The organism is Massilia sp. Root133 (assembly GCF_001426525.1).
Classification (GTDB): domain Bacteria; phylum Pseudomonadota; class Gammaproteobacteria; order Burkholderiales; family Burkholderiaceae_D; genus Telluria; species Telluria orientalis.
This window is the reverse complement of sequence record NZ_LMEW01000012.1, coordinates 396769-416141: the sequence shown is the minus strand read 5'-3', so window position 1 is coordinate 416141 and position 19373 is coordinate 396769. Positions and strand designations below refer to the sequence as shown.

At 67.3% G+C, this 19373-nt stretch carries 19 protein-coding genes and 1 tRNA gene; 5 read left to right on the top strand and 15 right to left on the bottom strand.

The features are described from left to right. The first annotated feature begins 9 nt into the window (after positions 1-9). Positions 10-720 (top strand): M23 family metallopeptidase, encoded by a 711-nt coding sequence (locus ASD28_RS12560; RefSeq protein ID WP_056127802.1) that lies wholly within the window; start codon positions 10-12, stop codon positions 718-720. A 66-nt stretch (positions 721-786) separates the two neighbouring features. Next, positions 787-3009: an alpha-galactosidase gene (locus ASD28_RS12555; RefSeq protein WP_056127800.1), complete on the top strand. Its 2223-nt coding sequence runs from the start codon at positions 787-789 to the stop codon at positions 3007-3009. Positions 3010-3021: 12 nt separating this feature from the next. Here ASD28_RS12555 and ASD28_RS12550 read toward each other — a convergent pair whose 3' ends face one another. From ASD28_RS12550 to ASD28_RS12530, 5 genes are all read right to left on the bottom strand, one after another. Then, a complete protein-coding gene (locus ASD28_RS12550; protein ID WP_082577723.1) occupies positions 3022-4788 on the bottom strand; it encodes a M4 family metallopeptidase in 1767 nt (588 codons plus the stop codon). Positions 4789-4947: 159 nt separating this feature from the next. After that, on the bottom strand, positions 4948-5523 hold the full coding sequence (locus ASD28_RS12545; protein ID WP_156404038.1) for a hypothetical protein: 576 nt from the start codon (positions 5521-5523) through the stop codon (positions 4948-4950). A gap of 9 nt (positions 5524-5532) precedes the next feature. After that, on the bottom strand, positions 5533-6717 hold the full coding sequence (locus ASD28_RS12540; RefSeq protein WP_056127794.1) for a zinc-dependent alcohol dehydrogenase: 1185 nt from the start codon (positions 6715-6717) through the stop codon (positions 5533-5535). Positions 6718-6934: 217 nt separating this feature from the next. Beyond that, positions 6935-7804: a neutral zinc metallopeptidase gene (locus ASD28_RS12535; protein ID WP_056127791.1), complete on the bottom strand. Its 870-nt coding sequence runs from the start codon at positions 7802-7804 to the stop codon at positions 6935-6937. 36 nt (positions 7805-7840) lie between these two features. Continuing rightward, positions 7841-8023: a hypothetical protein gene (locus tag ASD28_RS12530; protein ID WP_056128436.1), complete on the bottom strand. Its 183-nt coding sequence runs from the start codon at positions 8021-8023 to the stop codon at positions 7841-7843. Between the two features lie 194 nt (positions 8024-8217). Between ASD28_RS12530 and ASD28_RS12525 the strand changes: the two genes are divergently transcribed. Together ASD28_RS12525 and ASD28_RS12520 are read left to right on the top strand one after the other, a co-directional pair. Continuing rightward, a complete protein-coding gene (locus tag ASD28_RS12525) occupies positions 8218-9183 on the top strand; it encodes a class I SAM-dependent methyltransferase (RefSeq protein ID WP_056127788.1) in 966 nt (321 codons plus the stop codon). A 112-nt stretch (positions 9184-9295) separates the two neighbouring features. Further along, positions 9296-10294, top strand: coding sequence for an SLAC1 anion channel family protein (locus ASD28_RS12520; RefSeq protein WP_056127785.1), 999 nt, complete (start codon positions 9296-9298; stop codon positions 10292-10294). A gap of 121 nt (positions 10295-10415) precedes the next feature. Here the strand turns inward: ASD28_RS12520 and ASD28_RS12515 are convergent, their stop codons facing one another. From ASD28_RS12515 to ASD28_RS12475, 9 genes are all read right to left on the bottom strand, one after another. After that, a complete protein-coding gene (locus tag ASD28_RS12515; protein ID WP_160408585.1) occupies positions 10416-11144 on the bottom strand; it encodes a LuxR family transcriptional regulator in 729 nt (242 codons plus the stop codon). Between the two features lie 62 nt (positions 11145-11206). After that, entirely contained in the window at positions 11207-11530 is a 324-nt protein-coding gene (gene fdxA, locus ASD28_RS12510) for a ferredoxin FdxA (protein ID WP_056127780.1), read from the bottom strand. 12 nt (positions 11531-11542) lie between these two features. After that, a complete protein-coding gene (gene fabG / locus ASD28_RS12505) occupies positions 11543-12295 on the bottom strand; it encodes a 3-oxoacyl-ACP reductase FabG (RefSeq protein WP_056127777.1) in 753 nt (250 codons plus the stop codon). After that, positions 12277-13071 (bottom strand): alpha/beta hydrolase, encoded by a 795-nt coding sequence (locus ASD28_RS12500; protein ID WP_056127775.1) that lies wholly within the window; start codon positions 13069-13071, stop codon positions 12277-12279. Before ASD28_RS12500 ends, fabG begins: the two co-directional genes overlap by 19 nt. A gap of 26 nt (positions 13072-13097) precedes the next feature. Next, positions 13098-14609 (bottom strand): NAD(P)/FAD-dependent oxidoreductase, encoded by a 1512-nt coding sequence (locus ASD28_RS12495; protein ID WP_056127772.1) that lies wholly within the window; start codon positions 14607-14609, stop codon positions 13098-13100. Further along, positions 14609-15502 (bottom strand): diiron oxygenase, encoded by an 894-nt coding sequence (locus ASD28_RS12490; RefSeq protein WP_056127769.1) that lies wholly within the window; start codon positions 15500-15502, stop codon positions 14609-14611. The genes ASD28_RS12495 and ASD28_RS12490 overlap by 1 nt, the downstream gene beginning before the upstream one ends. Then, positions 15502-15753: an acyl carrier protein gene (locus ASD28_RS12485; protein WP_056127766.1), complete on the bottom strand. Its 252-nt coding sequence runs from the start codon at positions 15751-15753 to the stop codon at positions 15502-15504. Before ASD28_RS12485 ends, ASD28_RS12490 begins: the two co-directional genes overlap by 1 nt. A gap of 16 nt (positions 15754-15769) precedes the next feature. Next, a complete protein-coding gene (locus ASD28_RS12480) occupies positions 15770-16609 on the bottom strand; it encodes a MaoC/PaaZ C-terminal domain-containing protein (protein WP_056127763.1) in 840 nt (279 codons plus the stop codon). 10 nt (positions 16610-16619) lie between these two features. Next, positions 16620-17861, bottom strand: coding sequence for a beta-ketoacyl-[acyl-carrier-protein] synthase family protein (locus ASD28_RS12475; protein WP_056127759.1), 1242 nt, complete (start codon positions 17859-17861; stop codon positions 16620-16622). A gap of 209 nt (positions 17862-18070) precedes the next feature. Between ASD28_RS12475 and ASD28_RS12470 the strand changes: the two genes are divergently transcribed. Continuing rightward, positions 18071-18160, top strand: a tRNA-Ser gene (locus ASD28_RS12470). A 206-nt stretch (positions 18161-18366) separates the two neighbouring features. Here ASD28_RS12470 and ASD28_RS12465 read toward each other — a convergent pair. Then, positions 18367-19359: a 2-hydroxyacid dehydrogenase gene (locus ASD28_RS12465; RefSeq protein WP_056127756.1), complete on the bottom strand. Its 993-nt coding sequence runs from the start codon at positions 19357-19359 to the stop codon at positions 18367-18369. Positions 19360-19373: the final 14 nt, after the last annotated feature.

Here is a 19373-nt window from a genome sequence, read left to right as displayed (position 1 = left end):
GAGACGACGATGAGATGGTTGATGACCTTCCTGCTCGGCGTGCTGGTGGGCGCCGGCGGCCTGTTCGTCTGGCTGCGCCAGATGCCCCACGCCCCCGCCACCCCACCGGCCGTGGCCGCGGACACGGGCGCCCTGCCCGCGCCGCCGCCGCCATCGAGCGGCATCGACGGCAAGCTGCCGCCGGCGCCGCAGGTCATGCCCGACCTCACGGAACTCGACCTGCCGCTGCGTCCCGCCGCCTCGGACACGCCCGTCACCGCAGCGGGCACGGCGCCCGCGCCGTCCGTCCCGCCGGGCAAGCTGCTCGTACCCGTCGACGGCATGCCGTTCTCCAAACTCGCCGACACCTACGACCAGCCGCGCGGCACGGAACGCCACCACGAAGCGCTGGACATCATGGCGCCGAAAGGCACGAAGGTGGTCGCGGTGGCGGACGGCAAGATCGTGAAGCTGTTCACGAGCAAGCCAGGCGGGCTGACCGTGTACCAGTTCGATCCGACCGAAAAATATGCCTATTACTATGCGCACCTGGACCGCTATGCGGACGGCCTGCAGGAAGGCGCGCAGGTCAAGCGCGGCGACCTGATCGGCTATGTGGGCGCGACCGGCAATGCCGATCCGAACGCGCCGCACCTGCACTTCGCCGTGTTCGAACTGACGCCCGAGAAGCAGTGGTGGAAAGGGACGCCGGTGAATCCGTATCCGTTGCTGCAGCCCTGAAGTTTTCTGCTCGGCTACTCCTCAGCCATTGCGATAATATGAACAAAATCGCTGCCTGAGGGGACTATGAAGAACATCGATCGACGCCGTCGCACCGTATGCATGGGCATGCTGGGCGGACTTGCCGGACTGACCATGGGCAATGCCGCCCGGGCGCGTCCCACCATCGACGACGCGGCGCACGTCTTCCGGCTCGACGGCGGCGCCGTCACCTACGCGTTCGGCGTCAACCCGGATGGCCGCCTGCAGACCATGTACTGGGGCAGCGCACTGTCCCCGGACGATCCGCTGCCGGCGCCGGCACCGGTCGCCGAGAACTCCAGCAACGAAACGTCGATCACCGTCACGCCGTTCGAGTATCCCGGCTTCGGCGCGGGCCTGACGGTGGAGCCGGCCCTGAAGGTCACCTTTCCCGATGGCGTGCGCGACCTGGACCTGCGCTACGCCGGCCACCAGCTCGACGGCGACCGCATCCTGGTCAGGCTCAAGGATGTCAGTCGCGCCGTGCACGTCACGCTCGCCTATGCGATGGAAGCCGCAACCGGGATCCTGACGCGCAGTGCCGTGGTCGAGAACCGGACGAACGGCTGGATCCAGGTCGACCAGATGGCCGCGGCCAGCATCAACCTGCCGTACGCCGACGATTACCGGCTGTCGTACCTGACGGGACGCTGGGCCGGCGAGTTCGCGCTGCAAACCCGCCCGGTCGGTCCCGGCGCGACGGTGATCGAGAGCCGCAAGGGCGTGACGTCGCACCAGGCCAACCCGTGGATTGCGCTGAGCCGGGCCATGACCGAAGAGGAGTCCGGCCCCGTGTGGTTCGGCGCACTGGGCTGGAGCGGCGCGTGGCGCATCGGTGTCGACATGGATGCGCTTGGCGGCGTCCGCATGACGGCCGGCTACAACCCCTTCGATTTCGCCTATCGGCTCAAGCCCGGCGAACGCCTCTCCTCGCCCATGTTCCACGCGGGATATTCCGGCGAAGGGTTCGGCGGCGCGTCGCGCCTGTTCCATCGCTACCAGCGCACGCGCATCCTGCCGGGCGCGCCGGCGTTGCGTCCGCGGCCCGTTCTCTACAATTCATGGGAGGCGACCGAGTTCGCCGTCGACGAAGCGGGCCAGATGGCGCTCGCGGAGAAGGCCGCCGGCCTCGGCATCGAACGCTTCGTCGTCGACGACGGCTGGTTCGGCGCGCGCAACAGTTCGAAAGCCGGCCTCGGCGACTGGGTCGTCAACACCAAGAAATTCCCGAGCGGGCTGACGCCCCTCATCCGACGCGTCAACGACCTGGGCATGGAATTCGGGCTGTGGGTCGAACCGGAGATGGTCAATCCGGACAGCGATTTGTACCGGGCCCATCCCGATTGGGTCATCCACTTTCCGGGACGCACGCGCTCCGAAGCCCGCGACCAGCTGGTGCTCAACCTGGCGCGCAAGGACGTGTACGACCACCTGCTCATGGTATTGGACAGGCTGCTCGGCGCGAACAACATCGCGTTTCTGAAGTGGGACCATAACCGCGCCTGGTCCGAACCGGGCTGGCCGCAGGTGCCGCCCGCGGAGCAGCAACGCCTGTACGTGACGTACGTGGACAATCTCTACAAGCTGCTCGGCGAACTGCGCCGGCGCCACCCGAAGGTCGAGATCGAATCGTGCGCCAGCGGCGGCGGCCGCGTCGATCTCGGCATCATGGCCCTGACCGACGAGGTCTGGGTGTCGGACAATACCGATCCGTACGACAGGCTGTTGATCCAGGATGGCTTCAGCCAGGCCTATGCGCCGGCGATCATGATGGCCTGGGTCACCGACTCGCCCAACTGGGTCAACAAGCGCGCCACGTCGCTGGAATACCGGTTCCTGTCGTCCATGCAGGGCGCGCTCGGGATCGGCGCGAACCTGAACCACTGGAGCGCGAACGACTTCACGCAAGCGAAGCGCCTTATCGCCGAGTACAAGCGTATTCGGGTGACCGTCCAACAAGGCGATCTGTACCGCTTGATCTCGCCGCAGGGCGGCTCGGCACGGTCCGCGACGCTGTCGGTCGCGCAGGACGGCAACCAGGCCGTCCTCTTCGCCTTCCTTCATTCCGGCGGCATGCGCAATCCGGCGCCCCATATCCAGTTGCGCGGACTCGATCCACGGAAGACGTATGCGCTGCGCACCATTGCAGGGGGCGTGGCGCCGCGCACACCAAAGCAGGCGAGCGGCGCCTATTGGATGGGACAAGGGATCCAGCCCAACCTCGTCGGCGACTTCCAGGCCGCGGCCATTGTCCTGGAAGCCGCCTGACGAGGAGCGCTTTTACTGTCCCGGCGGCTCATCCACGTCCGCGCCCACGTTGATCGCGGCATACGCCCGCTGCACGGCAATCAGCTCGCGGCTGCTCTTGCCGTACAGCTCGCCTGCAGCCTCGATCATCTTGGCGCGCGCATCCGCGTAATTGGTACTCGACGTGAACTTGGTCGTGTTCGCCTTGAACCAGATCCGGTAGGCCTTGTCGAGCCCGATGCCCGTCATCGCGGCCGGTGTCCTGACGAGGTATTTGCTGTAATAATCACCGGCCTTGTCCGCGCTGGAGCCCTGTGCGAGGAAGTAGAACATGCGGTTGTTCGGGCCGCTGCTGTAGTGCACGTCCAGGCGCTTGATCGAGCTGTTCCAGGCGTCCGGGCTGCTGCCGTCCTTGCTGGGGCGGTACATCCAGCGCAGCGGCGTGCCCGACTTGCTGATCTCCTTGCCTAGCACCCAGTCGTTGCCCGTGAGCGGGACAGTGTCGCCCTTGCCGCCCCCGCGCGCATACGCTTCGACGGCCTCGCCGTTGATGTCCGACGACGATTCGTTCAGTCCGCCCGATTCTCCCGCATACGTCAGGTTCGACGTGGCGGCCGTCACGCCATGGCCCATCTCGTGGCCGATCACGTCGATCGAGCCCAGGCTGTTGAAGCTGGAGCCGTCGCCGATGAACATGCAGCGGCACGTGTCGCTGTAATACGCGTTGTCGTATGCCGTGTTGACGTGTGCCGCGATGTACGTGGCCGTATTGTGCCCGTCCAGCGACAACCAGTTGAACACGTTCTTCATCGTGTCGTACGTGTTCATCAGGCCCCACATCGCGTTCACGGCGGCCGTCTGGCCGTTCGCGTTCGTCGTCGAGCCGCCGTTCACGTACTGCTTGCCGTCGCCCCACGTATTCGTATCGTTGACGTAGACGCTGCCCGCGCTCGTGCCATGGTTCGCGTTCGTGATCGCCATCGCGCCGAACGTGCCGCCCGTGCCGCGGGTGTCGTCGATCATCCTGTATTTGCCCTCGGCGAGCGTCGTGTTGATGGGCACATCGCCGTTGTACTGGCTGTGGCCCACGCCGACCACCGTCTGCAGCATGTTCCACTGGGCGAGAATGGCGCCGTCGCGCGCGCTCACGATGGTGTCGTGGTACACGGGCTTGTCGCCCGCGACCATGCGCGTGTGCACGAGGTAGGCGAGTTCGTAGTGATCGACGACTTCCTGCACGTCGAGCGCGTTGAGCTCCTGCTCCTGCTTGTCGCGCGCGTCCGGCACGCGTTCCGTGCGCATCGCGGGCCAGATGATCAGCTCCGCGCTGGGCGGCGTCTCGTGGCGCGCCGAGGCGCCCAGCGAAGCCAGCGCCGCATCGATCGCGGCCTTCGACGAGATCGCCGGCACGACGCTGAAATCCGAACCCGGCCCGGCGGCGTCGGCCTTCACGAAGTTGGTGCGCTGCTCGGAATCCGATTCGGACAGGATCTTGCCGTTGGCATCCAGGACAAGCACGGATTCGAAGCCGAAGATGCGCACGTTCTTGTACGTGTGGGCCACGCGCACGACCTGCGTGCCCTGCGTGCCGGGATGCCGCGCGACGATCGCATCACCGTGGCGCGCATCCTGCCCGCGCGCGGCGCGGCGCGCGTCCAGCTGGGCCAGCAATGCCGCGTCCAGCTGCGGGGACGCGGCAACCGCCGGGCTCATCGTGCCGGGGCCGGCCGCGCCCGCGGGCACGACGACCGCCAGTGACAGGGCGCCGAACGACGCCAGCAACATCTTGCGCTTGTTCATGAGATTTCCTTTCATTGAGCGGGCACACCGATGCAGTGTGGCCGAGCTCGCTTAAAGGAATTTGCTCAAGCGCAAAGAGCCCCACGGCGCCTTGCGGCTGCCGTGAGGCGGATGAAAAGGTGCGGATGACGGTGCGCCCAGGCGCACCTCACGGGACGCTCAGCGCTCGCGCCGGCGCATCAGGTACACGGCCGTGCCGACGACGGCACCGGCCAGTACCGCCTTCTTCACGAGGCCGGCCCGGTTATGCTCCCACTCGGCCTTGATGCCCATTTCGCCCAGCACGTTCGGCACCTTGCCGTGGGCGAGGTCCTCGCCGATGCCCTCGACGACGTTCACGCGGTCCGCCGCGAGCAGCAGGAGCCAATGGCGCAGGTCGTTTTCCGACCATTTGAACGCGAGGCGGCGCATCATGCCGGACAGGCCTTTCGGCGGCTGCGCGGTGCCGAAGATCGGCGTGATGCCGGGCCGTTCGGTCGACACGAGGACCTCGACGTCTTCCGGCTGCTGGGGCAGCTTGCCCTCGTGCGGGTGGATGAAGCGCGCGGGCATGCGCTCCATCGGCACGGCCGGGCGGTTCTTGCGGTCGAGGTCGGCGCCCCAGCCTTCGATGTGCGACAACTCCTCGCGGCTCGGGCGGCGCGGGCCGTCCGCCATGTCGCCCTGCAGCGGATGCGCATGCACGTGGCCCGCGTCGTCGTGGTGCGGATGATCGTGGTGATGATTGTGTTCCATGACGTCTCCTCAATGCAAAGCGGTGGCCTTCACGGCCTGGACCTCGCGCGCGGACGGCGGGATCAGGACGGGCTTGATGCAGTTGTCGAGCTTGCTCGAGAAGATGTGGTAGGCGTCCGCCACCTCTTCCAGCGGCACCCGGTGCGTGATGATTTCCTTCGGATTCAGGCGGCCTTCGCGGATGTGTTCGATCAGGCGCGGCAGGTGGCGTTTCACGCTGGCCTGGTTGGCGCGGATCGTCAGGCCCTTGTTCACCACGTTGCCGATGGGGACCGCGTTGAACGTCGGGCCATACACGCCCACGATCGACACGTTGCCGCCCTTGCGCACGCTGTTGATGGCCCAGTGCAGCACGGTCGAGGCGCCGGCCTGCACCTTCATCAGGCGGCCCGTCAGCGTCTGCGCGATGGAACCGGCCGCATCGCCGCCTACGCAATCGATGGTGACGTCCGCGCCCATCCAGTCGGTCATCTTCTTGATGTGTTCCGCCATGTCGTTCACTTCGCGGAAGTTCACAACCTCGCATTGGGCAAAGCGCTTGACGAATTCCAGGCGGTACTCGACCTCGTCCACGACGATCACCCTGCCCGCGCCCATCAGCCACGCGGCTTTCGCGGCGAAGATGCCGACCGGGCCGGCGCCGAAGACGACCACCGTGTCGCCTTCCTGGATGTCGCCCATCTCGGCGGCCTGGTAGCCCGTCGGGAGGGCGTCGGTCAGCAGCACGGCGTCGTCCAGGTGCAGGTCGTCGGGGATCGGGTACGGGCCCACGTCGGCCATCGGCACGCGCACGTACTCGGCCTGGCCGCCGTCGTAGCCGCCGGCCGTGTGCGAATAACCGTAGATGCCGCCGACGGCCGTCGCTTCCGGATTCGTGTTGTGGCAATTGCCGAAGAGTTCGCGCTGGCAGAAGAAACAGGATCCGCAGAACAGGTTGAACGGCACCAGGACCCGGTCGCCGGCCTTCAGCGTCTGCACGTCGCGGCCCACGTCCACGACTTCGCCGACGAATTCATGGCCGAACGTATGGCCCACGCGCGTGTCGGGCACCATGCCGTGGTAAAGGTGCAGGTCGGACCCGCAGATGCAGGAGCGCAGCACGCGCACGATGGCGTCGCCCGGGTGTTCGATGACGGGATCGGGCTTGTAATCGGCGCGGACGCGATACGGTCCCCTGTAATTCATTGCCAGCATAATTCCTCCTCATGGATGACGGCCCGCCGTAACGGACGAGCGCTTGACAACAAGGTATGTCAAAACGCTAAGGAAGGCGATAGGCGCACGGAAACGAACAGCGGATTCGGAACGCTTTTTTCGAGGCTTCGTAGTGCTTTGTTTTTAAAAGGAAATTTATTGATTTTACGAACGAAAACGGCCGCACGCGGCGGCCGTCGTCCGGAGGCGGAGGGGGTCAGAGCGCGCGCGCCTCGAACGTATTGCACTGCTCGACGGAGCCCGTCTCCAGGCCGCGCTTGAACCAGCGCACGCGCTGCGCCGAGGTGCCGTGCGTGAACGAATCCGGCACGACCTCGCCGCGCGACTGGCGTTGCAGCGCGTCGTCGCCGATGGCGCTCGCCGCGTTCAGCGCGGACTCGATGTCGCCCTGTTCGATGATCTGCTTGGCCTGGTTGGTGTGGTAGGCCCACACGCCGGCGAAGCAGTCGGCCTGCAGTTCCAGCCGCACGGACGCGGCGTTGGCGTCCCGTTCCGACAGATGCTGGCGCGCGCTGTCGACCTTGCCCGAGATGCCCAGCAGGTTCTGCACGTGGTGGCCGACCTCGTGCGCGATCACGTACGCCTGCGTGAATTCGCCGCCCACCTTGAAGCGCTGCTGCATCATGCGGAAGAACGTCAGGTCGATGTAGACCTTGCGGTCGGCCGGGCAATAGAACGGCCCGACGGCGGACTGGCCCGTGCCGCAGCCGCCGGTCGGCGTGCGGCCCGAGTACAGCACGAGATGCGGCGGCGAATACGTCGCGCCGTTGGCGCGGAAGATCTGCGTCCACGTGTCTTCGGTGTAGCCGAGCACGGTGCGCACGAACTGCGTCTCGCGGTCGTTCGCGGGCGGATGCGCCGGCGCCTGCTGGACCTGGGCCGGCGAGCCGCCCGACAGCAGGCTCAGGATCGTGGACGGCGACACGCCGAAGAACCACGAACCGATCAGTGCCACGACGATCGTGCCGATGCCGACGGTCCCGCCGCCGATGCCGAATCCGCCGCCGCCCCCACCGCCGCGGCGGTCCTCGATGTTGTCGCTTTGCCTGTCGCCTTCCCAACGCATGATGTTCTCCTTGCTTGTTGTCGAGCCGGAGGACCGTCAGCGTTCCCTGGCACGCCTGATCTTCACCGACCCCATGTTTTCGCGCGCATCCTTGAGGCGGAACTCGTCGTCCACCGCCAGGCCGGCGCGTTCTTCGTCGTGCAGCACGCGTTCGTGGCGTTCCCGTTGGACCTCACGCTCCAGTCGCTCGCGAAGGGTTACGTCCGGCGTCGTCTTCATGGTCATCCTCGTCTGTAGGGCCACGCGTCCTGCATCAGCCCGTCCATTGTGCATACGGCGCGCGGCCGCATCTGTTCGAACTTTCACATAAGCCGCATCATGCCATATGGCAGATCCGGGGTGCATGACAGCCTGTCCACGTCTCTGTGCGCCTGCGTACGGACGCGCGGGCAAGCGCGGTGCAAGCTCCGCGCATGACCCCGACCGCCCCCACCTTCGCCCACCACGACGCGCTGGCCGCGCTCGGCCGCAGTCTACAGGCCACCGGCTACCGTTTCGTGACCGTCACCCCCGCCACGCACCGCCGGGTCAACAATCGTCCGGAAAATGCCTGGGCGCACGACCTGCGCGGCGTGTTCGGCTGGAGCCGGCCATACCGCGCGGACGTGCTGCCCGAGCCCATGGCCGGCCAGCTGCGCGCGGCCGGCCTGGCGGTCCCGGAGGGCGCGGACGGCTGGCGTGCCGGCGTGCGCGCCTCGACCATCGGCGACCACCTGTACTTTCATTCGGCCTGGCCCACCTCCGACGAGGACGCCGTGTTCTTCGGTCCCGACACGTACCGCTACACGAGCGCCCTCAAGCGCGTCCTCGGTGCGCCCGGGGGCTTGCGCCGTGCGGTGCGGCGCGCCGTCGACATCGGGGCCGGCGCCGGTCCGGGCGCGATCGAACTGGCGCTGCGCTGTCCCGACGCCACCGTCTACGCGGCCGACATCAACCCGGCCGCGCTGGCGCTCGCGGAGGTCAACGCGGGCCTGAACGGGGCGCACAACGTCGTGCCCTGCCGCAGCGACCTGCTCGACGGGATCGAAGGCGGCTTCGATCTCATCATGTCGAACCCGCCGTACATCCTCGACCCGGACGAGCTGACGTACCGCCACGGCGGCGGCACGCACGGCGCCGAACTGTCGATCCGCATCGTGCACGCGGCGCTGGACCGGCTGCATCCCGGCGGGAGCCTGCTGCTGTACACGGGCGTGGCCATCGTCGACGGTGCCGACCCGTTCCTCGCCGCCATCCGCGAACGCCTCGATGCCGACACGGACGGCTGGTCGTACGAGGAGCTGGATCCCGACGTCTTCGGCGGCCAGCTCGGCTGCGAAGGCTACGAACAGGTGGAGCGCATCGCGGCCGTGTGGCTGCACGCCATCCGCCGCGGGTAAGTACCTGCACGGTCGAGACGATCGGGCAAAACGCTGCGGCATCCGGGCATGGCCGCCCGCGCGCCGCGCCCCCAGAATGGCTTCCATGCAGCGCCCTTACAAGGAGACGATCATGGAAGCCGCACGTCCCGCCGTCGCCGCCGCACCCGCGGCATCGACCACCCTCTCATACTTGCCCGTCGGCCTGTTCGGCGCCGTGATGGGTCTCACCGGCCTGGCCGTCGCCTGGCGCCTCGCGCACCAGGCGTACGGCGCGCCGGCCGTCGTCGGCCAGGCCATCGGCGCCCTCGCCATCGTCACCTTCGCCGTGCTGGCCATCGCCTACGGCATCAAGGCCGCCGCCGGCTGGTCCACGGTGCGCGCCGAGTTCTCCCATCCGGTCGGGGGCAATCTGTTCGGCACGCCGCTCATCAGCCTCCTGCTGCTGCCGTTCCTGCTGGCCGACGCCAGCCTGGGCCTGGCCCGCCTCGCTTGGGTGCTGGGCGCCGTCGGGATGACCGTGTTCGCGTGGGCCATCGTCACCCGCTGGCTGTCCGTGCGCCATACGCCGGCCCAGGTGGCGCCGGCGTGGATCGTGCCGGTCGTGGGCATGCTCGACATCCCGCTGGCCGCACCGGCGCTGCGCTGGGACGGCCTGCATGGCGTGATGGTGTTCGGCCTCGCCGTCGGCCTGTTCTTCGCGCTGCCGCTGCTGGCAATGCTGCTGTCGCGCCTCATCACGGAAGACCCGCTGCCGCCCGCGCTGCAGCCGTCGCTGCTGATCCTGCTGGCGCCTTTCGCGGTGGGCTACTCGGCCTACACGACCACGTTCGGCCACGTCGACGCGTTCGCGCAAGGTCTCGTCATGATCATGCTGTTCCTGCTGCCGGTGCTGCTGGCGCGCCTCGTGCACCTGCCGGCCTGCTCGCCGTTCCGCGTCGCGTGGTGGGCCGCCAGCTTCCCGCTCGCCGCGTCGGCCGTGACCGCGCTGCGTTACGCGGCGGTGGTGGACAGCCCGGTGATGGATGGCATTGCACTGCTCATCCTCGGCATCGCCACGCTTGTCATCGCGGTGTTCGCGGTGCAGACGCTGGCCGGCATCGTGCGGGGCCGCCTGCGTGAACTGAGCTAGTCAGCCCTGAAACCGTCGTCCCCGGACTAGGCGTCCCCTTGGCGGGGACCCAATTTGCACGCGTTATCGCGATGCACGCAGCACTTGGGTTCCCGCCTCCGCGGGAACGACGACTCATGCGCTAGATGGTCACAAGCCCGTTCTTCATCGCCATCGCCGCCGCATGCCCGCGCGTCGAGACGTTCAGCTTGGCCATGAAGTTGCGCACATGGACCTTGACCGTCCACGGGCTGATGCCGAGGATGGTGCCGATCGCTTCGTTGGTCTTGCCGACGCAGACCAGCTGCAGGACTTCGCGCTCGCGGGACGACAGCTCGACCTCCTGCGCGCGGACCTTGAGCCGGTAGTGCGTGCGCAGCGCGGCGTGCAGGTGCGGCACGATGAGCTGGAGCAGCCGCATCTTTTCTTCCCCGCCGTCCGCCACGCCCGCGAAGCAAAAGTAACTGGTCGCGCCGCCGTGCAGGTCCTTGACGCCGTGGGCCATCATGTTGCGCATGCCGTGCCGGCGGAACGACGCGAGCCACGCGGCATCTTCCGGCTCGACGAATGCGGCACGCGCGGCCTCGTCGAAATAGACGGGCGCGTCGTCCATCAGCCAGCGGCGGATCACGGGACTCGCGATGCGGCCGCGCCCGTCGACGATGCCGTCGACGAACTCACTGGGAAAGCCGGCATCGACGACGTCCAGCACGGCCACCGGGGCGACCGTTGCGATGCCGCACACGAAGCGCTCGTGCGGCAATATCCGTTGCAGCAGCGGATACACGTCGTCCATGAAGCCCCTGCGCGAGGCGATGCCCTGGCAGGCGGAGAACAGGGCGAGGATGCGATGTTCGATGGGTGAGTTCATGGCCGCAAGGATGCGCCATCGCGACCCGGCGCGCATGCCACATCCGTGGGGGGAAATCGGCATCAGCGCATGAGCTCCGCCAGCTTGTCCGTGCGCGCGGCCCAGTCGGCGGCGTCGGGCAGTGCCGGCTTGCGCTGCGTGATGGGTGGCCAGCGCCGCGCCAGGTCGTCGTTCAGCGCCAGCCAGTGGAGCTGGTCCGGCGCCAGCTCGCTTTCCGCCACGATGGCCCCGACGGGACACTCCACTTCGCACAACCCGCAATCGACGCAGCGCTCCGGGTCGATGGCGAGGAAGTTGGCGCCTTCATGGAAACAGTCCACCGGGCACACCTGGATGCAGTCCGTGTGCTTGCAGCCGATGCAGGGTTCGGTCACGACATACGTCACGCTGCCTCCCGTTCACGCGGTGAGGCCGCCGTCGATGACGAACGTCTGGCCCGTGATATAGGCGGCATCGGTCGAGGCCAGGTAGGTCGCGAGCGACGCCACTTCGCGCACCGAGCCGAAACGGCGCAGCGGGATGCCGGCGCCGAGGGACTTCAGCTTCGCTTCGGGGATCTCCGCCGTCATCTCGGTCGTGATGAAGCCGGGCGCGATGGCGTTCACGCGCACGTTGAAGCGGCCCAGTTCCAGCGCGAGCGAGCGGGTCATGCCGATCATCGCGGCCTTCGTGGCCGAGTAATTCGTCTGCCCGACGTTGCCCTTGAAGCCGGACACGGACGACATCTGCAGGATCACGCCGTCGCCCTCTTCCACCATCGCATGCGCGAAGGCGCGGGTGACGTAGAACGAGGCGTTCAGGTTGGCGTTGACGACGTCCGTCCACTGTTCGCGGCTCATGCGCATCAGGACCGCGTCGCGCGTGATGCCGACGTTGTTGACGACGGCATGCGGCGCCCCCCGCTCCACGAGCAGCCCGCGCGCCAGCGCGTTGACGGCTTCCTCGTCCGCGCTGTCGCAGCAGTGACCCGCCGCGTGCGCGCCGGCGTCCGCCATCTCGCGCACGAGTGTCGCGGCCGCCTCGTGCGAGCGCTGGTAGGTGAACACGACGTCGTAGCCGGCCGCGCAGAAGGCGGCGACGAGACCGCGGCCGATGCCGCGCGTGCCGCCCGTGACCAGTACCCACTGTTTCTTTACTGCGTTCGAATCCATGAATGACAGTCCTTGCCTGAAGTTGAATGATCGAGAAAATCGAGGATGGCGCCGCGGTAGGCGCCTGGGAATGCCTTGCGCGCGTCAAGGTGGCCGCAGTCCGGATACACGCGCACGCTGCTCGCGCCGCAGAGGTCGCGCAGATGGGCCACCTCGGCTTGCGTGATGAACGGATCGTCCCCGCCGAACAGGAACAGGCGCGGCAAGTCGTGCGGCAGCGGCAGCGAGCGGAAGATGGGGCGCGTGCCCGTCGCATCGGCCCAGCGGCTCGTGCTCATGCCGCGCATGACGGCACCCGTCACGCCGCCGCCGAAGAAGCGCGCGACCGTGGCCGGCACGCTGTCGCACAGCACCGACGCGAACGCCGTGCGGCCCGTCGCGATGGCGTGCAGCACGTGGAAGGCGCCGAACGACGCGCCCAGCACGTGCACGGGCAGGCCCGGCCAGGTGTCGTGCGTCCATTCGCCCAGCGCGACGACGTCTTCCGCGAACGACATGCCGTCCACCGTACTGCGGCCGAAGCCCTTGAAGTCGAAACCGACGACGTGGTAGCCCGCGTCGGCCAGCCACGCGTGGTAGCCATGGTTGAAGAACCAGTGCATGCCGTACTTGAGGAACGGGTGGCACAGCAGGACGACGCCCCGTGCCGGCACGCGCCGGCTCGTGTAGACCGCGCCGGCCAGCCAGCTGCCGTCCGTGCTCGTGTGGACGAACGGTTCGAGGCCCGCGAGGCCGTCGCCGCGCCAGCCGAAGACGGGCTTGAACAACGTGCGCATCAGGACGCCTCCCGATACACGAGCGACTAAGCTGCCCATTGTTTCGCCTTCATTTCCGCATACCCGAATGCCGCCTCGTAACTGGGGCCGGCGACCCAGGCGCTGAGAAAATGGACGCCCGCGATCGGGAACGCGTGGTGGAATACGTGGCCGGACAAGTCCGTCCCCACCATCGCGCCATACCCGGCGCCGTCCGTGTTGTTGGTAAAACGCTCGTACGTGCGCGGCGTCGACACTTCCGTGTACACGACATGCCCGCGCAAGCCCGGTTTCGCGGCATACAACCGCTCGAGCAGCACGTTCAGCGCGCGTGCCTTCTTCAGCTTGTACGCGGGCGAGCGGCGCTCCGGCCAGTGCGCCATCGCATCCAGCACGTTGAGGCAGACGATGCGCCCGCCGTCCGGATCGAGCGCGTGGTAGTTCGTGACCTCCATGACGCTGTCGCGCCAGTAGGCCCGCTCGCACGCCTCGTCGCTTGCGCAGCCTGCGCGTGCCGCGCGGCTCGCGTCGGCGCCGCACGCGAATACCATCGTCTCCGTGCTGGACAGGCCCAGGTCCGCCGGCGCCGCGTCCGTCGTCAGGTACACGGTCGTCGTCGAGCGCGACGGCTTCAGGTTGTCCAGCTTGCGCCATACGGGGCCCAACGCCGGCTGGTCGTCGAACAGGGTGCGCAGCGCGTAGTGCGGCGCCGCGTTCAGGTACACGCGGTCCGCGTAGAAATCGCCTTTCGCCGTCGTCACGCCGCGTACCTTGCCGGCGTCGTCGCCGATGATCTTGCGGACCGCGGTCCCCAGCAGCACCTGGCCGCCGGCCGCGACGATGCGGCGCGCGAGCACGTCCGACAGGCGCTGCGACGCGCCTTCGACGTAGGCATTGCCTTGCGTGAGCGTCGCGTACACCACGTGCAGGAAGTACAGGTAGCCCAGGTCTTCCGCGAAGCCCCCCACGTAGATGCCGGTGGCGGCGAGGATCTCGCGCAGCCACGGATCGTTGATGCGTTCGGCCAGCGCCTGCGCCAGCGTCACGTGTTTCAAATGCTTGTGAGCGTAGCGCAGCTGCGCGAAGTCCGGCTCGAAGGTTCCGTCCATCATCTGGAACTGGTGGTAGCCGTTGCGGCCGTGGACGGCCACCTCGTCGAAGAAGCGGTCCAGGCCCGCGCGCTCGTGCGGGAAGCGGTCCTGCAACGCCTGGCGGAAGGCATCGACGCCGTTGCCGAAGCGGATGGACCCGCCGGGCAGGCAAGCCTCGAAATAATCGGCCGGCACCTTCAGGCCCAGTTCCCCGTCGAGCCCGAGGTCGGCGAAGATCCGGCGCAGATTGCCGCCCTCCCCCATGCCGCTCAGCTTGTGCAGGCTGCAGTCGAAGGCGGCGCCCGCCTTCGGGCGCCGGAACACGGTCGCATACCCGCCCGGCACGCCGTGCTTGTCGATGACGAGGATGCGCGCGCCGGGATGCCGCTTCACTACCTGCGCGCCGAACGCGAGGCTGGTGATGCCGGCGCCGACGCAGATCGCGTCCCAACGGCTGCCGGCGTCCATCACGAGACTCCCACCTTGCGCAGCCAGGCGTACAGCGGCGCGAAGCGCTTGTCGTTGAGCGCCAGGCTCCGTTCCGAGTAGCGCACGGCGTCGATCGCGGACTGGTCGCCGCAGGCGATCGGAAACGCGAACGACGTGTGGCGCGCGATCTCCGGGTTGTACGTGAACTGCGGGACGAGCCGCGCCATCAGGCCGCGCATCATCTGGCGCATCTGCGTCGCCTGTTCGTCCGGCGCATGCTCGAAGAACGACTCGCCGACCCAGCGGCCGAACGCGATGTGGCGCGCCTCCTCCAGGTGGTGCTGGTAGAACATCTCGCGCGTCAGCGGCTCGACGACGTCGTCCTGCGACACGAACATCGCCGACAGCTCGGCCACCCATTCGAGCAGCAAGGTCGCGATGATGCCGGCCACCGGATGCATCTTCGGCAGCTGCACGGTCAGCATCTCGTGCAGGCCGTCCGGTGCGCCGAACAGGGGCAGCCGCGCCACCTTCATATAGCGCCGGAACATCAGCGTGTGCATGATTTCCTCTTTCGAGAAGATCATCAGGTATTCGCGCACGTCCGGCGCCAGCGCATCCGCGTGGGCATTCAGGTAGCCCATGTACAGGGGCGGCAGCGTCTGTTCGAGCAGGATGAACATCGACACGTCGCGCGCGTTTTCCAGCCACAGCACCTCGTGGCGTTGCGCGTCCGTCAGCGCGTCGAACCACGGCGTGCCGTAGATCCAGCAGTGCTCCATCTTCTTGGGCACGCCCTGGCGATCGACACCCGTCCGCCACGGCACGACCTGGTTCAGGTCCATGGGCGCGGCATGCGATTTTTCGATCAGGGTCTCCACGCCGAGCCGGCCGCGCGGGCTGAGCGGGATGATGGGCGGTTGGCCGGTCATCACGCCACCGCCGCCTGCGGCTGGTTCGCCTCGATGTAGGCGTACAGGTCGCCCAGGTTCTTCAACTGGCCCGCTGCGAACAGGTCCGGCGTGATCTCGACCTTGAATTTTTTCTTGATGCGCAGCTGGATTTCCACGTAATCCAGGCTGTCCAGTTCCAGTTCCTCGAACGTCAGCGCCGGGACGAGCGCCGACTCGTCGACGTCCTTCAGTTCCACGATCGCATCCTGCAGGAATTCGGCTACATTCATTTGTTACCTCCGTTGATTAGTTAGGGATATCGGTGTCGAACCTGGCGACCAGGCCGACTTCCACCAGCATGACGAGACGGCCCGCACACAGGACCGGCAGCGCGACGACGCCGCCGACCTGATTGCCGCTGGCGAGCAATTCGGGCGTGAGCAAGGCGTGATGCAGTTGATTCCACTGGTCCGCATCGTGCGGCGCATCGAAGAACGCCGCGTCGAACGTGACCGTGTGGCTCGATTGCACGACGACCCGCGACGCCGGCGCGCCGCCGGACAGGCGCAGCATGTGGGCGTGCGCCAGGCGTTCGAGGACGTGCAGCCGCGAGCGCATGAATTCGGAAAACACGACGGCGTCAAGCGCGATCCAGCGCTCGCGCACGTGCGGGTACGTGGCGAAGAAGCGGTCGAGATGGGCGCGTTCCAAGGGCTTGCCGCGCGGCGTGTCGCCCTGCAGCTGGCCCGACGGGTCGCCCGCGCGCCCGTACGTGCCGCGGAAGTGTTCGAGCTTGCCGGCCGCGGCTTTTCCGTCCATCCCGTGGAGCCGGAACGCGATGCCGCCGGCCGCCGGCTTGGTCGTGAAGACGACGTCGCGGTCGTGCGCGATGGGGTTGCGCAGCAGGGTGCGGAACTTCATCCAGCCGTCCGGCGCGACGGCCTGCGCCGCAGCTTCCTTCATCGGCATCATCGCAAGCATGCCGTGGACGATCAGCGCATCGAGGCCGGCCGCCCTGGCGTGCGCGAGGTCGAAGTGGATCGGATTGCGGTCGCTGGAAAACTGCGCCCACTGCTCCACCGCGGGCATGTCGAACGACAGGTTCAGCGGCGTCGGCGCGGCGGCCAGGTGTTGTGCGGTCTGCATTGCCCTCTCCTTACGCGCGCTCGACGACGAGGGCGCTGTTGGCACCGCCGAAGCCGAAGCTGACGTTGAGGGCCGCGTCGATCCGTTCCACCTGCCGGTGTTCGTTCGGCGTGTAATCGAGGTCGCACGCGGGATCGGCTTCGTCCATGTGGATCGTGGCGGGGATGATGCCCGTCTCCAGCGTCTTCAGGCAGAAGATCGTCTCCAGCGCACCGGCCGCGCCGATCAGGTGGCCCGTGTACGACTTGGTGCTCGACATCGGGATGCCGGCCGCGCCGTCGCCGAACGCCGACTTGATCGTGTTCGTCTCGTTGACGTCGTTGATCGGCGTGGACGTGCCGTGCAGGTTGATGTAGCCGATGCGCTGCGGTGCCTGGCCGACGGCCTGCACGACCGCCATGTGGCGTGCACGCAGGTCGTCGGCGGGCGCCGTCATGTCGTACGCGTCCGAGTAATTGCCGTAGCCCGTGATCTCGCCGAGGATCGTGGCGCCGCGCGCCAGCGCATGCTCACGCTCTTCCAGGCACAGCACGGCCGCGCCTTCGGCCAGCACGAAGCCGCTGCGCCGTGCGCTGAACGGGCAGCAGGCGCGGCGCACGTCGTGCTGTTCCTTGCTCAGCGCCTGGATGACGTCGATCGACCAGACGTTGAACGTCTCCTTCAGCGATTCGCTGCCGCCGGCGAGCATCACCTTCGCGCGGCCGGACTTGATGACTTGATACGCGTCGCCGATGGCGATGGTGCCCGTCGCGCAGGCGGCGACCGGCGTGTTCTGGTAGCCGCGCAGGTTCCAGTTCAGCGCGACGGCGGCCGTGGCGATGCTGTGCATGGACATCAGGGTGGCGAACGACGACGACAGGCCGCTCTCGCGGTAATCGTTGTTGTTGTCGTTGACCGAGTCCATGCCGCCCCAGCCCGTGCCGATGATGGCGCCGACGTCGAACGGGGACGTCGCGAACTGCTGCACATCGTCGGCGCTGCCGAAGGCCATCTGCATCGCTTCGCGCGAGGCGATCAAGGCGTTCTTCGCGAACGTCGGCAGCATTTTCAGCACAGCTTTCGGGAAGCCGGCGTAGCGCTGGCGCCTGTCTTCCATGAAGCTGAAGTAGCGGGCGTGGATCTTGGGGTCGGGGAATTCGGTCAGTTGGTAACCGACGCGGTAATTCATGATCGCGTTCCAGATGTCCGGGACGCTTTCTCCTAATGCGGAGACGGCTCCGTAGCCGGTGACGACGACGCGGGTGGCGGGCATTGACTTCTCCAGTCGGTGAAAGGTTAAATTTCGATGGAGGAAGTGTTACGCGGATGGGGTGGGCGGACAATACTCCGATCGGGTTATCGGGGGGTAGTCCCTCCCTGCGGGGGGTGGGTTTGCAAGACACACAGGCGACGCTTGCGATTCTCTTACCCACCGTCTATAATTCGGCCTCACGCGAAACGACCGCATGATAAAAGTTACCAGGAGAGGTGGCAGAGTGGTCGAATGTACCTGACTCGAAATCAGGCGTACGGGTGACCGTACCGTGGGTTCGAATCCCACCCTCTCCGCCAGAACAAACAAGGCCCCATCGGGGCCTTTTTTGTTTTGGCGGAGAGAGCAAGGCGCCTGCGCGCCTTGCGCGGTGGGATTCGAAGGGCTGGGCTTGCAAGCCGGATTGAGCTGCGCTCAATCCTCTCCGAAGCGCCCATCTGCCGCCCGCAACGCGGACGGCCCCGCGCGCCGGGGGCGCGCGCTGCAAAGCGCGCAGTTCCGCTCCTTACTCACGAACGAGGTTGACCAGCTCCCTCCCCTGCTCGAACGCCGTCAAACTCTCGATGGTCGTCCGCATGATCTGCCCGATCGCCTCCACCGTGAAAAACGCCTGGTGCCCGGTGACGATCACGTTCGGAAACGACACCAGCCGCTGGATCACGTCGTCGGTGATGATCGTCGACGACAGATCCTGGAAGAACAGGCTCGCTTCCTGCTCGTACACGTCGATCGCGAGGCCGCCCAGCTGCCCCGTCTTCAGCGCGGCAATCGCGGCCTCCGTGTCGACCAGCCCGCCGCGGCTCGTGTTCACGAGGATGCCGCCCCGCTTCGCCCGCGCCAGCGATGCCGCGTTCACGATGTGGCGCGTCTCTTCCGTCAGCGGGCAGTGCAGCGAGACGACGTCGCTGCAGTCCAGCAGCTCGTCGATGGTGGCGTAGCGCCCGCCCAGCGCCTCGAACGCGGGCGACGGGTAGCGGTCATGGCCGACCACCGTGCAGCCGAAGCCGGTCATGATGCGGGCGAAGATCGTGCCGATCTTGCCCGTACCGATCACCCCCACGGTCTTGCCGTGCAGGTCGAAGCCCATCAGGCCGTGCAGGTCGAAGTTGCCGTCGCGCGTGCGGGCGCTCGCGCGGGCGATCTTGCGGTTCACGGCCAGCAGCAGGCCCACCGCGAATTCCGCCACCGAATGCGGCGAATAGTCGGTCACGCGCACGACGGCGATGCCGAGCCGCTCCGCCGCGGGAACGTCGATGTGGTTGTAGCCGGTGGAGCGCGTCGCCACCAGGCGCGTGCCCTGCCGGGCGAGCAGCGCGAGGACCTCTGCGTCGACAGCGTCGTTGACGAAGACGCAGACGGCCGCGCAGCCTGCGGCGAGCGCGACCGTCGACGGCGTCAGGCGGTCTTCCAGGAAGCGCAGGTCGTGGCCGGCTTCCCGGTTGGCGTCCGACAGCATCGATTTATCGTACGGACGGGTGCTGAAGATGGCGGTTTTCATGACCGCCAGTCTAG

What these genes read in the sequence shown, in the direction of transcription:
- ASD28_RS12560 (WP_056127802.1), top strand. Translation starts at nt 10, where the DNA reads ATGAGATGGTTGATGACCTTCCTGCTCGGCGTGCTGGTGGGCGCCGGC.
- ASD28_RS12555 (WP_056127800.1), top strand. Translation starts at nt 787, where the DNA reads ATGAAGAACATCGATCGACGCCGTCGCACCGTATGCATGGGCATGCTG.
- ASD28_RS12550 (WP_082577723.1), bottom strand. Translation starts at nt 4,788, where the DNA reads ATGAACAAGCGCAAGATGTTGCTGGCGTCGTTCGGCGCCCTGTCACTG.
- ASD28_RS12545 (WP_156404038.1), bottom strand. Translation starts at nt 5,523, where the DNA reads ATGGAACACAATCATCACCACGATCATCCGCACCACGACGACGCGGGC.
- ASD28_RS12540 (WP_056127794.1), bottom strand. Translation starts at nt 6,717, where the DNA reads ATGCTGGCAATGAATTACAGGGGACCGTATCGCGTCCGCGCCGATTAC.
- ASD28_RS12535 (WP_056127791.1), bottom strand. Translation starts at nt 7,804, where the DNA reads ATGCGTTGGGAAGGCGACAGGCAAAGCGACAACATCGAGGACCGCCGC.
- ASD28_RS12530 (WP_056128436.1), bottom strand. Translation starts at nt 8,023, where the DNA reads ATGAAGACGACGCCGGACGTAACCCTTCGCGAGCGACTGGAGCGTGAG.
- ASD28_RS12525 (WP_056127788.1), top strand. Translation starts at nt 8,218, where the DNA reads ATGACCCCGACCGCCCCCACCTTCGCCCACCACGACGCGCTGGCCGCG.
- ASD28_RS12520 (WP_056127785.1), top strand. Translation starts at nt 9,296, where the DNA reads ATGGAAGCCGCACGTCCCGCCGTCGCCGCCGCACCCGCGGCATCGACC.
- ASD28_RS12515 (WP_160408585.1), bottom strand. Translation starts at nt 11,144, where the DNA reads ATGAACTCACCCATCGAACATCGCATCCTCGCCCTGTTCTCCGCCTGC.
- fabG (WP_056127777.1), bottom strand. Translation starts at nt 12,295, where the DNA reads ATGGATTCGAACGCAGTAAAGAAACAGTGGGTACTGGTCACGGGCGGC.
- ASD28_RS12500 (WP_056127775.1), bottom strand. Translation starts at nt 13,071, where the DNA reads ATGCGCACGTTGTTCAAGCCCGTCTTCGGCTGGCGCGGCGACGGCCTC.
- ASD28_RS12495 (WP_056127772.1), bottom strand. Translation starts at nt 14,609, where the DNA reads ATGGACGCCGGCAGCCGTTGGGACGCGATCTGCGTCGGCGCCGGCATC.
- ASD28_RS12490 (WP_056127769.1), bottom strand. Translation starts at nt 15,502, where the DNA reads ATGACCGGCCAACCGCCCATCATCCCGCTCAGCCCGCGCGGCCGGCTC.
- ASD28_RS12485 (WP_056127766.1), bottom strand. Translation starts at nt 15,753, where the DNA reads ATGAATGTAGCCGAATTCCTGCAGGATGCGATCGTGGAACTGAAGGAC.
- ASD28_RS12480 (WP_056127763.1), bottom strand. Translation starts at nt 16,609, where the DNA reads ATGCAGACCGCACAACACCTGGCCGCCGCGCCGACGCCGCTGAACCTG.
- ASD28_RS12475 (WP_056127759.1), bottom strand. Translation starts at nt 17,861, where the DNA reads ATGCCCGCCACCCGCGTCGTCGTCACCGGCTACGGAGCCGTCTCCGCA.
- ASD28_RS12465 (WP_056127756.1), bottom strand. Translation starts at nt 19,359, where the DNA reads ATGAAAACCGCCATCTTCAGCACCCGTCCGTACGATAAATCGATGCTG.